Genomic DNA, 12617 nt, shown 5'->3' with positions numbered 1-12617 from the left:
AATCACATTTTTAGCCAGATCAACACCAACAATAGTACTTTTCATTTTGGACTCCGAAATCTCGTGAGAATTGAGATATACCGTAACTGATTAGAAAGTGGGGAGTCCAATTATCTACACTTTAGTGTTTATCGCTTCGATTTAAGCTCTACTTGATATCACGCTTTTGTACATAAGCTTGTTAGAGCAATAGAGCTAATTAACCTGACTTTGATTAGAAATGTATCTTAGTTTATCCGAAAGCCCTCAGTCACTCCGAACTCTTTAATGCTTCTTTTGATAAAAAAAGCTCTGACCCTATTAACTACAGAAGTGGTGATAACACCTCTAATCAGGTGGCCAAGTTTAGTGTGCCACTACAAGGGGGAAATATTGGTGAATCTAGCCCTTGATACTGTATATGCCCAAGGTACTCTGTGGTTTCAATTTGGGTTAAACCATAATTGCTACATGTAGAGTAGCTGTAATAGGCGCCCCCATTCAACAATACCGTTATTGATATCGCTACCCAGAGATGCATTGCGCAACTCCTCAGGTCAGTCATGTGACTGTGCGCAAGCCCGAGTTCAAAAATCACTAACTTTTGAACCCGGAAAGCTAACCTTTTTAATACTCCTCAAGGAACACGTTTAGTTCGAAGGTTTCATAACCACACTTGGTTTCAACTGGAACAATATTGTCAAATTCTTGAAATTCGTAACCCGCCTTTTCTACCAACACATTGTGTGACGTAAAGTCGTACCCGCCGCTGAGACTATACATTGACTCACAATTGCTATAACTAGATCCATAAAATACTTCGTGGTAACCATCACGGCTTATCGTAACTATGCCATCACAAACATTTAAAGGCTGGCTGTTAGCGTCATGAAATTTAACTGTGACTGCACTTATGATCACAGGCTCTGTGACTATTGGGCAATCATCTACTTCTGCGGAGTCACTATTACAACCAAATAATATAAACATTGCTAAAATTGAAAATAACGTTAATCGCACTTAATGCTCCCTATTTATAGTTATTTACACCCAAAACTGATGCTGCAAGTATGTTGCACCAATGTTGCGCAGCAGTTTGTGACTAACTTCAATAAAAACAACAGGTATTTTAATAGCATGATTTACTTCAAGGAATCATTTCGGTTGACCTCCCCCCACAGCACAAAGAGCAGTCTAAGTTGACCCTAGCGCTTTCTGTCGTTGTGAAGTTATATAGGAAAGACACAAATTTGGTATAGAGAAGGAACACTACCAATGAAGTAAAATTAAGCTTTAAGGAACCATCAATGCACAGCAATATGTCGTCATTAAAGGATGTAATGGCATAGGTATTTGGGCCACGGTTTTGTACAGACAGGACTGCCCTGCCGGGCAGGCGTTAGATAACGATGAAGGTAAAATTTATAAACCCATGTTCAAATAAAAAGTAAGCCAAATGAATCAACATAGAAAATGTAATCAGCCTTCATTCGAAGGCTAACAAACTTTGGGGCATAAATAAGTTACGAAGCGTATCAACAAAGCCAAATCGAAGAGACAAAATCCCCCAGTGCAGATACGGCCGAGACTATAGGGATATACTCGTGTCGTGTCACAGAAGTGCCTGCACATACGTCGTTCATTCACATCCATGTGATCACGACATTTGTATGTCCCTATACAGCACCCGCCGTGCAGGCGTTGGTATGACTCCCCACGTCAAGTTAAACATAGTGATCCCTGCTATTTTATTTAGCACCATTACTCATAGTTAAATGAGTTAATACACCAGATGAAGCAAGTAGATTCGTCGGTTCTCATGCTGATATCCGTGGATTACTCACCATTGAGTGAGCAGCGCCAACCTTACTTTTTTCGACGTGGTACCTAACTTCAGTCTAGGTTCGTGGTTCAACCCTTTCGCAAAGGTTGCCGTCCTAACGCCGTCGGTGTTTGTACCACTTCCGATGCTTGACCCAATGCATTAACTCTAAACCTGTCATAACTCTATTATTACTCCCATCAATATATCGCTCATGCTGGCATCCTTGCGATTCTCTGTTTGGGATCAACAGGACTGAGTACAACCTCTCTGGATATTGCCCATATAAATGCGATCATCTCTCTTGCTATGGCTGTGACGATCACATTGTAGTGTTTGCCCCGTTGCATCAATCTTTGATATCGACGACAAAGCCTTAGTTGGGCTTGCCACGCGATATCAACGACTTCCTTACTGAGTGACTCTTGCCGCTTTTGTAACTCAGTAGAGATGTTAGCGGCATAGCGATAGGAGTGGGCACCTTCAACCAGTAACCGTCTTGCTCTGCTATTGCCGCACTTGGTAATAGCACCTTGACGTCTATGACCTCCGCTTGAGTGTTCGCTTGGAACGAGCCCAACATAACTCATCAGTTTTCTTGGATGGTCAAAACGATGTAGATCACCGAGTTCTGCGATAACACCTACAGCGACGAGTAAGCGAACACCTCTCATGGCCTGAACCGCTTTTACAACAGGATAATAGCGCCAAAGCTTAACTTGATACTCAAGCTCATTATCAAGCCGCTGTAGTCGTTTCATTCGTTCTGTAATCGTATGTATGGCCTCTTGTAGAACGATTTGTTGGCATGGGTGAGGTAGCACTAATTCGGTGAGCCAGCGTAAGTGTTGCTTCGACCAATTATCATTTATCTTGCAGTTAATATTATTGCGCAGAAGCATCGCTTTAAGCTGGTACTTAGCATCTTTAAGGTCTTTCATTGCGGTTTCGCGTGCCCGAGATAAGTCTCGTACAGCCTCATCATCTGGTTCTGGAACATAAATAGGGCTGATATCGCCATTCTTTATAAGCTGTGCCAGTTTCAGTGCATCTCGCTTATCCGTTTTAACTCGCTCGCCAGGCTTCTTGGGAATAAGTGATGGTGCGACTACATAACAGCAGTGCCCTAAGCTAGTTAAAAATCGATAGACCCAATAACCACAAGGTCCTGCTTCATAGACAAAATGTAGTGTTGCTTGAGGATATTTAGACTCGAATTGTCGAGCAAGTTTACGTAGCTGAGCTTTGTTACTAGGAATCCGTCCTAGGTGAACAGGACTATGTTCTCGGCCGTCTTCGGCATAGGCAACTTCAATAAATTCTTTATGGGTGTCTAAACCTATGAAAATTATGCTATGTTTTCTCATGCTAGCCTCCATTTGCAATATTGTATGGTCACAAATACAGTATGGCTCTGGTGCACAATTTAACTATTTTGGACTAACCCACGAACTTGGAGGCTAGCACCTCGTGGGGAGTCATTATGTCTAGGTAACAATGAAGATATAATCCTCAAATACACACTCCAATAACAACGAACCAAAACAGAAAATGTATTCAGCCTTCATTTGAAGGCTAACAAACTTCGGCTCAGAACGATCACTCTAAGCCGTAGATGGACATTTTGTCGCTGGCAGGCGTCAGAGCAGAGAGCTGATTCTCAGTTCGAAGAGGTCGGCTTCAACGGCTATTGATGCATACATTGCCCTGTGGCTTGATAGCGTTTTGGGTTTTAAGCGAATTGTGATGATGAAAATTAAAATGAATAAGTGGATAGCGACCACATTACTGTTAACGCCTTTGATGGCTAACAGTGCTCCATTAGAGTTCAGGGCTGCGGGAAGTTTAAAGTCTGCGATGACAGAGCTGATTGGCGAATATCAGAAAATGGCTCCTGTCGAAGTCGAGGCTCAGTTTGCGCCATCGGGTTTATTAAGGAAACGTATCGAAAAGGGTGAAGGAGTCGATGTGTACGCGTCGGCAAATATGAAACACCCTTTAGCATTAAGAGAGGCTGGGAAAGGCGGACCCGTTGTCATGTTTGCCCGTAATAAGCTCTGCGCTATCGCGCAGCCTGAGGTGGCAGTGGATAGCACCACATTATTGGATAAATTACTGGATCCGCAAGTCAGAGTTGGTACCTCTACACCCAAAGCCGATCCAGCGGGTGACTAGATAACAATGAAGATATAATCCTCAAATACACACTCCAATAACAACGAACCAAAACAGAAAATGTATTCAGCCTTCATTTGAAGGCTAACAAACTTCGGCTCAGAACGATCACTCTAAGCCGTAGATGGACATTTTGTCGCTGGCAGGCGTCAGAGCAGAGAGCTGATTCTCAGTTCGAAGAGGTCGGCTTCAACGGCTATTGATGCATACATTGCCCTGTGGCTTGATAGCGTTTTGGGTTTTAAGCGAATTGTGATGATGAAAATTAAAATGAATAAGTGGATAGCGACCACATTACTGTTAACGCCTTTGATGGCTAACAGTGCTCCATTAGAGTTCAGGGCTGCGGGAAGTTTAAAGTCTGCGATGACAGAGCTGATTGGCGAATATCAGAAAATGGCTCCTGTCGAAGTCGAGGCTCAGTTTGCGCCATCGGGTTTATTAAGGAAACGTATCGAAAAGGGTGAAGGAGTCGATGTGTACGCGTCGGCAAATATGAAACACCCTTTAGCATTAAGAGAGGCTGGGAAAGGCGGACCCGTTGTCATGTTTGCCCGTAATAAGCTCTGCGCTATCGCGCAGCCTGAGGTGGCAGTGGATAGCACCACATTATTGGATAAATTACTGGATCCGCAAGTCAGAGTTGGTACCTCTACACCCAAAGCCGATCCAGCGGGTGACTACGCATGGAAGTTGTTTGCTAAGGCTGACAAACTATCGATTGGTGCGACATCGCTGCTGCAAGATAAAGCGTTGCAGCTAACGGGTGGGCCAGATAGCGCTAAGGCGCCAGAAGGGAAAAACCCTTATGGTTGGGTGATGGCAAACCAGCGGGCGGATATCTTTCTGACTTACTGCACCAATGCAGTATTGGCACAGAAAGAGGTGCCTGATCTACAGATTATCTCGGTTCCCGAGGCCCTCTCGGTTGGCGCTAACTATGGCCTTATGGTGCTGAATGGGGATAAGAGCGAAGCTCCTGATTTGGCTATGTATATACTTTCTGAAGAGGGGCAGCAGATCCTGGCTGGTTACGGATTCGATGTGCCGTTATTGCCATAGTTTAATGGGCTAGCGTTATTCCAAAAGAGTTGAGCCCTTAAGTTTATCGCTTAGGGACTCATCTCGCCAAAGCAAGTGTCGGTTAATTCAGTAAGAAGAAGGTAGCGAGCCCTAAGAAGGCAAACAGGCCGATAACATCGGTGACGGTTGTGAGCACCATTCCCCCTGCGAGAGCGGGATCGATATTCATCTTCTTCAAGAGTAGTGGAATGCTCGCCCCCGCAAAACCTGCCACAGTCATGTTAATAAGCATTGCGCCACCAATGAGCCCACCAAGTGCGATATCATCTTTCCAGAGCCATATTGCCACAAAGACTAAAACAGACCAGAGCAGACCATTAAGGAAGCCGATGGCGAGCTCTTTACCTATTAACCAGCGAGAGTTACTTTGGCCAATCTGTCCCAGTGCAATACCACGGATAACCAGTGCTAATGTCTGGTTACCGGCAACGCCGCCCATGCTTGGCACTATGGTCATCAAGATAGCTATGGTTGCGAACTGTTCTAATGTGCCTTCGAACATGTTGCTTACAGAAGCTGCTAACAGTGCGGCGAAAAGGTTGATGGTTAACCATAGCGAGCGTTGTAGTGTACTTTTTACTACCGGGCCGAAGGTATCGACATCGTCATCCATACCCGCCATACCCATCATGGAATGTTCTGCATCTTCTCTGATGACGTCGACGACATCATCGATGGTGATACGGCCAAGCAAGCGATTGTCATCACCGATAACCGGCGCAGAGACCCAATCATGACGTTCAAACAGCTGTGCTACTTCACTGTCTGACATGCCTACCGGAATGCCTTCAAGCTTTGAGGCCATGATGTCCCGAATTGAGGCGTTGGGATCGCAGGTGAGAAGATCTGAGATCCTTACACCACCTAGTAAGCAGTCTTGTTTGTCGACGACATAGAGAGTATCGGTGGCCTCAGGTAGCTCACCTCTGATCCTGAGGTATCGCAGAATTACATCAATGTTGACATCGGGACGCAGTGTGACCGTATCGGTATTCATGATACTGCCTGCAGTATCATCAGGATAAGAGAGAGCCTGTTCTACTCGGGTTCTATCCTGACTGGTCATTGACTGCAGCACTTGATTAAATACGCTGTCAGGCAGGCTGCGCAGGATATAGGCCAGGTCATCGGTATCCATGCGTGCGGCGGCCTTTGCGACTCGCTCGGGACTCATCTGCTTGATGAGGTTGTCTTTGAGTTCCTCGCCCAGTTCATCAAGGATCTCACCTGTATGATCTTGATCGATCAGTTGCCACAATACTTGACGGGTTCTCGGAGGCGATGATTCGAGGATAAAAGCGACATCTGAAGCGGCCATATCATGAAGCATGTTTCTCACATGAACGAACATGCCACTACCAAGGGCTTGGGTTAGCTGATTTAAACGCTGGTCTGTGAGTTCGTTATCGAGTACTTCAACTGGCATCGCTTTCCTCCCTTAGAGTATGTATCTGTGCAGTTTGTTATGTATGAAAAGAGATAAAATAGATGCTTAGAGTGCTACTAGTCACCCCGTTATAGCGAAAATGAGACTCAGGCGATTAACTCGCCTCATCAAACTTTGCATCGACGAGGGCGCAGATGGCATCGAGTGCGGCGTCGGCATCTTTACCTTCAGCCTGCAGCGTGATGGTCTTCCCTATCCCGGTTTCCAGCATGAGTAATCCTAGCACACTGGCTGCTGAAGCTTTTTTATCACCTTGCACTATCGTTACCTGAGCATCGAACTCTGATGCCAATACGGCGAGTTTTGTAGCTGCGCGAGCATGTAAACCTAGCTTGTTGCAGATGGTGACCCGACGTTCTAGCTTAGGCATTGTTCAGTTCACGGTGACGGGCTTTAACCATATGTTTGCTATTGCTGAACAGTTTCGCTAATTGGTCGGTGACATAGACAGATCTATGTTGTCCACCGGTACAGCCTATGGCGATAGTCAGATAGCTCCTGTTGTTTCTTTCCAGGTGCGGCAGCCAGGTTTCTAACAGGTTTTCAATTTGCCAGATGAATTTATTCACCATGGGCTGCTGGCTGAGAAACAGTTGTACAGGTTCATCCAGTCCTGTCATCGGCCTTAGCTCCGGTTCCCAATGTGGGTTGGGAAGGAAGCGAACGTCGAACATAAAGTCGGCTTCGGCAGGCATACCGTATTTGAAGCCGAAAGATTCAAAATTAATGACGAGTTCTTTATCTACAGTCCCCAATAAGATCTCTCGTACCTTATTACTCAGGTCATAGATATTGAGGTTAGAAGTATCTATGTAGTGATCGACTAGCTTGGAAACCGGCTCGAGCAGTAATCTTTCATGCTCTATAGCTTCTTTCAAAGAGGTCTTGCTTCTCGATAGTGGATGTAGTCGACGGGTTTCGCTGTATCGTTTCAGCAGAACTTCATCTGAAGAGTTGAGAAAGAAACTGAGTAACTCAGTATCTGCAGGCAGGTTGGAAAGTTGTTTTTCCAGCTCTTTATCCTGCTCTGGCATATTACGAACATCGACACTGATGGCGACAAGTTCGTTACTACCTTTAAGTTGATCCAGTAGTGAGTCCATGAGCGGTAGAGGCAAGTTATCGACACAATAGTATCCAAGGTCCTCTAAAACCCTGAGGGCGACAGACTTTCCTGATCCGGACCGACCGGATACCATAACCAGTTTCATTGAGTAATCACCTGATAGAGTTCTGATTCATCTTGTGTTTTACGTAACTGCTTCAATACCTGTTTATCATTGAGTTTTTCTGCCATGTTCGACAGGGTACTCAAATGCTGCTCACACTGATCTGCAGGCACTAATAGTGCAAATAGTATATCTACCGGTTGTTTATCAATCGAGTCGAACGCGATAGGTTCTTCACACTTGATTAGAACAGCAACTGGTTGATTTATATTGGTTAGTCTCCCGTGAGGAATTGCTATACCATTACCTATCCCCGTGCTGCCCATCTTCTCTCTAGCCAATAGACTTTCAAATATCTCTTGAGAGGTAAGGGTCGGGTACTGGACAGCTGCAAGATCGCTGATAAGTTCCAGTACCTTTTTCTTACTGCCCGGAGTGGCGCAGGTTGTGCACTCCGGCTGCAGGATCTTACTAAGTTCCATTATTAATGTTTTGTTAGCTTCTCTTTGTGTTTAATAACCTGACGGTCTAGCTTATCAATCAGGGAGTCAATTGCGGCATACATGTCCGCATTTTCAGACGTAGCAAAAACCTCACCACCGGAAAGATGGAGTTTTGCTTCCGCTTTTTGCTGCATTTTCTGCACATTTAAAATAACGTGCACATTATTGATCTGATCGAAATGCCGTTCAAGTTTAGTAAACTTCTCTTCAACGTATTGACGCAGTGATGTTGTAATTTCAATGTGGTGCCCTGTTAGGTTTATTTGCATAGAATTACTCCTCCGTTTCCGATTGTGATAAATAAACTATATCTTACTTATGATCAAATAACGCTCTATAAACTCTTACGCTGATTCGATGGAGGGATGAGTAGAGCTTCACGATATTTGGCTATCGTTCGTCTCGCCACTTTTATTCCCTGTTCCCCCAGTAGTGTCGCCATTTTACTATCGCTCAAGGGCTTTTTCTGGTTTTCTGCTGCGACTAACTTCTTAATGAACGCTCGTATCGCAGTCGATGAACATTCTCCGCCATCATCGGTACCCACATGACTGGAGAAGAAGTATTTCAATTCAAATATTCCTCTGGGGGTATGCATATATTTCTGCGTAGTGACACGCGAAATGGTCGACTCATGCATTTCAACTGCCTCGGCTATGTCGTTTAGCACCATAGGCTTCATCGCTTCTTCACCGTACTCGAAGAATCCCTGCTGAAATTTAACTATGCAGTTGGATACCTTGAGTAACGTCTCGTTGCGACTCTCCAGACTCTTAATAAACCACTTAGCCTCTTGCAGATGACCTCGAATATATTGCCCATCGGCTTGATTCTTTGTGCTTCTGGCCATGGATGCATAGTGCTGATTGACATTAATCTTAGGCATATAATCCGGGTTTAACTCCACGACCCAGCGACCTTTCTGCTTGGTCACGGTGACGTCCGGGATAACATACTCATCACGGCCCGGTGTGATGGCAAGTCCGGGTCTGGGATTAAGCGTCTGGATCAGTGCAATCGCTTCTCTTAGATCATCTTCTTTCAATTTAGTCTTGCGCATTAACAGACGGAAGTCACGTCCGGCGATGAGATCTAAATGTTCTTTGATCAAGAGTCTGGCGTTGCCGATATGGGGAGTGGTGTCGGCATATTGTGCGAGCTGGATAGAGAGACATTCACTGAGATCCCGTGCCGCAATACCGATAGGATCGAAATGCTGTATACGTTTGAGTACGGCTTCAATTTCATCCAGTTCAATCTCAGGATCGCCCATCGCCTCAAGGATATCGTCGACGCTTTGAGTCAGGTAACCACGTTCGTCGATGGCGTCGATAATAGCGGTGGCGATGGCAAGATCATTATCGGAGAAAGGAGTGAGGTTTTTTTGCCATTCCAGATGTTCATATAAGCCTTCGCTGGTTTCACCTTGAAAGGGCATATCGTCGTCGCGCATCGCACCTGAACTGGAATTAGGGGTCGCGGTATAGACCTCGTCCCAGGTGGTATCCATGGGGAGATCTTCTGGCATGGAATCCTGGGTTAATGCATCTGATGTCTCGACGGCTGAACTATCTTGTGGGCCTTCGTTATCGGTATCACCTTCTGCTGAGGCACTGTATTCAGGCTCATCACTGGCTTTACTATCACTGTTGACGGACTCTGCATCGACTTGCTCTTCATCCAACTCAAGTAGTGGGTTGGAGTCTAATGCTTGTTGGATCTCTTGTTGCAGTTCCAGCGACGAAAGCTGCAATAGGCGAATTGCCTGTTGCAGCTGTGGTGTCATGGTTAACTGCTGACCCATTTTGAGCTGGAGTGACGCTTTCATTTACCGCTATTCCCTTATTTTGTAATTATAAAGTGAGAAAGCCTGCGAAATAATTTTTGGGGTTTCTCTGCCCCCTTGACTCACTATCTGCTTGCGAGTCTTAACGAATATGTTACTTCAAAATCGACGCTATAGATTAACTATAGCTTGAATTGTTCACCTAAGTACACTGCCCGTACCTGCTGATTGTCTAAGATTTCGGCAGGGGTGCCTTCGGCGATTAAGTTTCCGTGACTCACTATGTAGGCGTGCTCACAAACGTCCAGTGTTTCACGAACGTTATGGTCTGTGATTAGCACGCCAAGCCCTCGACTCTTGAGCTGTAAGATGATTTTCTTTATGTCGATAACCGAAATCGGATCGACACCTGCAAAGGGTTCATCGAGCAGGATAAATTTTGGATTTGCCGCCAATGCTCGTGCAATTTCGACTCGTCGACGTTCACCACCAGACAATGCCATACCCTGACTGTCTCTGATATGAGTGATATGAAACTCTTCTAACAGGTGTTCAAGCTGCTCTTCGCGCTCATTGTTATCCATCTCTGAGCGGGTCTGTAATACCGCCATGATGTTATCTCTGACCGAGAGCTTACGAAAAATACTGGCTTCTTGCGGCAGGTAACCTATCCCTTTTCTGGCGCGTAGATGCATTGGATCTAAGGTCAGGTCATCCTCGTCAATAAAGATGCGCCCCTTATCACTCTGCACCAGGCCAACCACCATATAAAACGTAGTGGTTTTTCCGGCACCATTGGGACCTAACAGACCGACGATTTGCCCTGTTTTTACTGTGAGACTCACATCTTGTACTACGGCACGACTCTTATAGCTCTTGGCAAGGTTAACGGCCTTTAGCGTCATCTCGCTCATTTTGGCTCCTGCTTTATAGTCGCTTGTTCTGGCTGGATCTGTTTTTTCACCTCAGGTTCATCTGATGGTGTTGGTGTTGGTGTTTGTGGCTCAGGCTCTGTCTCTGTCTCTTCCTGATAGTTTTCAGGTTGAATGATGGTGATCACTCTGTCATTGCCGGTACTCTCAGCAATGAGTTGTTGCTTAGCTATGTTGTAACGGATCTGGTTACCCGTTACCTGGCTGCCTGCCTGCTCCAGAGTGGCATTGCCGATAAGGGTTAAGGTTCTGCTGGATAGCTCGTAGCGTATCTCTTTGGCACTCGCAGATGCCGGGCGACCATCTTCCATTATCTGTGAATAGGTGGCTGGGCTTCCCGTTGCAACCAGTATCTTTCCGCCGCCTTCCTCTTTAGAAAATGCTCTGAGCTCATCGGCCAGGATCTTTACTGAACCCTGGGTGACTTCGACGGGGCCGTTGAAGATGATCTGGTTATTTTTAATATCTGCTTCCTGACTGGCGGCAGAGATCTTCACTTCCTGTTTCAGATCGTCCAGTTTAGCCATCCCACTAAAACTAACTAGGGATAGCATGACGATGATAAGTAATTTATTTTGCTTCATATATTCCTTCAACCTGACTGGTTAATTGCACACTCTGAGCATTAAGATCTGCGTAGAGTCCAACCCCTTTAATCAAAAAATCGGTACCTGTGATGTAGATATCGCGATCCGATGTCATAATCATAGTGTTTAGATCTAATTCAAGGTAGGTCGTTTTAATTGTCTGAACAGGCTCTTCCGGGCTAATTGCATCAATAATAACATCCTTCTCCAGAATCACTTTACCCGATTTTTTGTTCAGTGTTCCCTCAGATGATTGAAGACGCCATTGAGCTTGCCCTTGATCGGGATAAACTAAATAGATGGGTTGGGTGAAGTAGGTCATATTGGCCTCTTCATAATGCTCCATATGAGTCGCAGTAACACGGCTATTAACCAGGCCCAGCTCGTTATACTCTACGCTTCGCAGGTTATCGGCAACATAGTCCGGTCGAAGACTGGCATCTATTGCCACCTCTTCAGTGCCTCTCTTCGATTGCACCTGCCAATAAAGTATTAAAGCCGTACCAAAAAAGGCAATAATGGCCAGAGTCACTCTATTCATATACTCATTCCGTGAGCGGTATCGAACTTATCCTGGCTGAGTAACAAAAGATCCGTCAATTCACGCAATGCACCGTGGCCACCACGAATAGTTGTGGTGAAGTCGACATGTTGCTTGACATAAGGGTGTCCGTCGGCAACACACACAGATAATCCCACCTGCTTCATCACCGGAAGATCCACCATGTCATCACCGATATAGGCGACCTGCTCAGGGCTGACATTATAAAGAGCTAGCAGGTCCTGATATGGCACCAACTTATCGTCTACACCTTGGTAGATATGAGTGACCCCAAGGGCCGTCATACGGTCTTCGACTATCTGGGATTTACGCCCGGTGATGATAGCGACAGGGATATCACTGGTGAGCAGAGACCTTACTCCGTAGCCATCTCTAGTATGGAAGGTTTTCAGCTCTTCACCGCCGTTGCTCATGTAAACCAGGCCATCGGAGAAGACACCATCGACATCACAGATGAGTAACTTGATATTTTTTGCTTTTTGCCAAACATCTTCACTTATGGGACCGTAAAAACCTTGATGTGACATGTTAAGCGCCTCCCGCTTTAATTGTGCCTGAATTCTTAAACCTGC

The 12617-nt window shown here is 45.5% G+C and carries 13 protein-coding genes and 1 pseudogene; 2 read left to right on the top strand and 12 right to left on the bottom strand.

All coding sequences use genetic code 11. The features are described 5' to 3' along the window. Positions 1-606: 606 nt before the first annotated feature. Complete coding sequence (locus EKG39_RS22370; protein ID WP_126508196.1) at positions 607-999, bottom strand: hypothetical protein; 393 nt, start codon at positions 997-999, stop codon at positions 607-609. Positions 1000-2013: 1014 nt separating this feature from the next. Then, positions 2014-3168, bottom strand: coding sequence for an IS110 family RNA-guided transposase (locus EKG39_RS22365; protein ID WP_126508195.1), 1155 nt, complete (start codon positions 3166-3168; stop codon positions 2014-2016). 394 nt (positions 3169-3562) lie between these two features. On the opposite strand from EKG39_RS22365, the pseudogene modA reads away from it, so the two are divergent. Together modA and EKG39_RS22355 are read left to right on the top strand one after the other, a co-directional pair. After that, positions 3563-3973 (top strand): annotated as a pseudogene (gene modA, locus EKG39_RS22360) (molybdate ABC transporter substrate-binding protein); the annotation flags it as partial. Between the two features lie 273 nt (positions 3974-4246). Continuing rightward, complete coding sequence (locus EKG39_RS22355) at positions 4247-5038, top strand: molybdate ABC transporter substrate-binding protein (RefSeq protein ID WP_246028590.1); 792 nt, start codon at positions 4247-4249, stop codon at positions 5036-5038. An 82-nt stretch (positions 5039-5120) separates the two neighbouring features. Here EKG39_RS22355 and mgtE read toward each other — a convergent pair whose 3' ends face one another. The 10 genes from mgtE to kdsC all read right to left on the bottom strand — a co-directional run bounded on the left by mgtE (position 5121) and on the right by kdsC (position 12572). Continuing rightward, on the bottom strand, positions 5121-6485 hold the full coding sequence (mgtE, locus tag EKG39_RS22350; protein WP_126508193.1) for a magnesium transporter: 1365 nt from the start codon (positions 6483-6485) through the stop codon (positions 5121-5123). A 115-nt stretch (positions 6486-6600) separates the two neighbouring features. After that, positions 6601-6876, bottom strand: a complete 276-nt coding sequence (locus EKG39_RS22345; protein ID WP_126508192.1) for an HPr family phosphocarrier protein — start codon at positions 6874-6876, stop codon at positions 6601-6603. Further along, a complete protein-coding gene (gene rapZ / locus EKG39_RS22340) occupies positions 6869-7717 on the bottom strand; it encodes an RNase adapter RapZ (protein ID WP_126508191.1) in 849 nt (282 codons plus the stop codon). Before rapZ ends, EKG39_RS22345 begins: the two co-directional genes overlap by 8 nt. Then, positions 7714-8157: a PTS IIA-like nitrogen regulatory protein PtsN gene (ptsN, locus tag EKG39_RS22335; protein ID WP_126508190.1), complete on the bottom strand. Its 444-nt coding sequence runs from the start codon at positions 8155-8157 to the stop codon at positions 7714-7716. Before ptsN ends, rapZ begins: the two co-directional genes overlap by 4 nt. Positions 8158-8159: 2 nt before the next feature. Next, the gene (hpf, locus tag EKG39_RS22330) at positions 8160-8447 is read right to left on the bottom strand and encodes a ribosome hibernation promoting factor (protein WP_012141073.1); all 288 of its coding nucleotides are present in this window, start codon (positions 8445-8447) and stop codon (positions 8160-8162) included. 65 nt (positions 8448-8512) lie between these two features. Further along, entirely contained in the window at positions 8513-10006 is a 1494-nt protein-coding gene (locus EKG39_RS22325) for an RNA polymerase factor sigma-54 (RefSeq protein WP_126508189.1), read from the bottom strand. Positions 10007-10146: 140 nt separating this feature from the next. Then, the gene (gene lptB, locus EKG39_RS22320) at positions 10147-10878 is read right to left on the bottom strand and encodes an LPS export ABC transporter ATP-binding protein (protein ID WP_126508188.1); all 732 of its coding nucleotides are present in this window, start codon (positions 10876-10878) and stop codon (positions 10147-10149) included. Beyond that, complete coding sequence (gene lptA / locus EKG39_RS22315) at positions 10875-11480, bottom strand: lipopolysaccharide transport periplasmic protein LptA (protein ID WP_126508187.1); 606 nt, start codon at positions 11478-11480, stop codon at positions 10875-10877. Before lptA ends, lptB begins: the two co-directional genes overlap by 4 nt. Beyond that, complete coding sequence (gene lptC / locus EKG39_RS22310) at positions 11467-12024, bottom strand: LPS export ABC transporter periplasmic protein LptC (protein WP_126508186.1); 558 nt, start codon at positions 12022-12024, stop codon at positions 11467-11469. The genes lptA and lptC overlap by 14 nt, the downstream gene beginning before the upstream one ends. Then, on the bottom strand, positions 12021-12572 hold the full coding sequence (gene kdsC, locus EKG39_RS22305) for a 3-deoxy-manno-octulosonate-8-phosphatase KdsC (protein ID WP_126508185.1): 552 nt from the start codon (positions 12570-12572) through the stop codon (positions 12021-12023). Before kdsC ends, lptC begins: the two co-directional genes overlap by 4 nt. Positions 12573-12617: the final 45 nt, after the last annotated feature.

The organism is Shewanella atlantica, assembly GCF_003966265.1.
Taxonomy (GTDB): domain Bacteria; phylum Pseudomonadota; class Gammaproteobacteria; order Enterobacterales; family Shewanellaceae; genus Shewanella; species Shewanella atlantica.
The sequence above is the reverse complement of the archived record's forward strand: the minus strand, read 5'-3'. Positions and strand labels throughout refer to the sequence as shown.

Coding starts and splice junctions, on each gene's coding strand:
- rapZ (WP_126508191.1), bottom strand. CDS start 7,717: ATGAAACTGGTTATGGTATCCGGTCGGTCCGGATCAGGAAAGTCTGTC.
- lptA (WP_126508187.1), bottom strand. CDS start 11,480: ATGAAGCAAAATAAATTACTTATCATCGTCATGCTATCCCTAGTTAGT.
- EKG39_RS22325 (WP_126508189.1), bottom strand. CDS start 10,006: ATGAAAGCGTCACTCCAGCTCAAAATGGGTCAGCAGTTAACCATGACA.
- lptB (WP_126508188.1), bottom strand. CDS start 10,878: ATGAGCGAGATGACGCTAAAGGCCGTTAACCTTGCCAAGAGCTATAAG.
- EKG39_RS22365 (WP_126508195.1), bottom strand. CDS start 3,168: ATGAGAAAACATAGCATAATTTTCATAGGTTTAGACACCCATAAAGAA.
- hpf (WP_012141073.1), bottom strand. CDS start 8,447: ATGCAAATAAACCTAACAGGGCACCACATTGAAATTACAACATCACTG.
- kdsC (WP_126508185.1), bottom strand. CDS start 12,572: ATGTCACATCAAGGTTTTTACGGTCCCATAAGTGAAGATGTTTGGCAA.
- EKG39_RS22345 (WP_126508192.1), bottom strand. CDS start 6,876: ATGCCTAAGCTAGAACGTCGGGTCACCATCTGCAACAAGCTAGGTTTA.
- ptsN (WP_126508190.1), bottom strand. CDS start 8,157: ATGGAACTTAGTAAGATCCTGCAGCCGGAGTGCACAACCTGCGCCACT.
- mgtE (WP_126508193.1), bottom strand. CDS start 6,485: ATGCCAGTTGAAGTACTCGATAACGAACTCACAGACCAGCGTTTAAAT.
- EKG39_RS22355 (WP_246028590.1), top strand. CDS start 4,247: ATGAATAAGTGGATAGCGACCACATTACTGTTAACGCCTTTGATGGCT.
- lptC (WP_126508186.1), bottom strand. CDS start 12,024: ATGAATAGAGTGACTCTGGCCATTATTGCCTTTTTTGGTACGGCTTTA.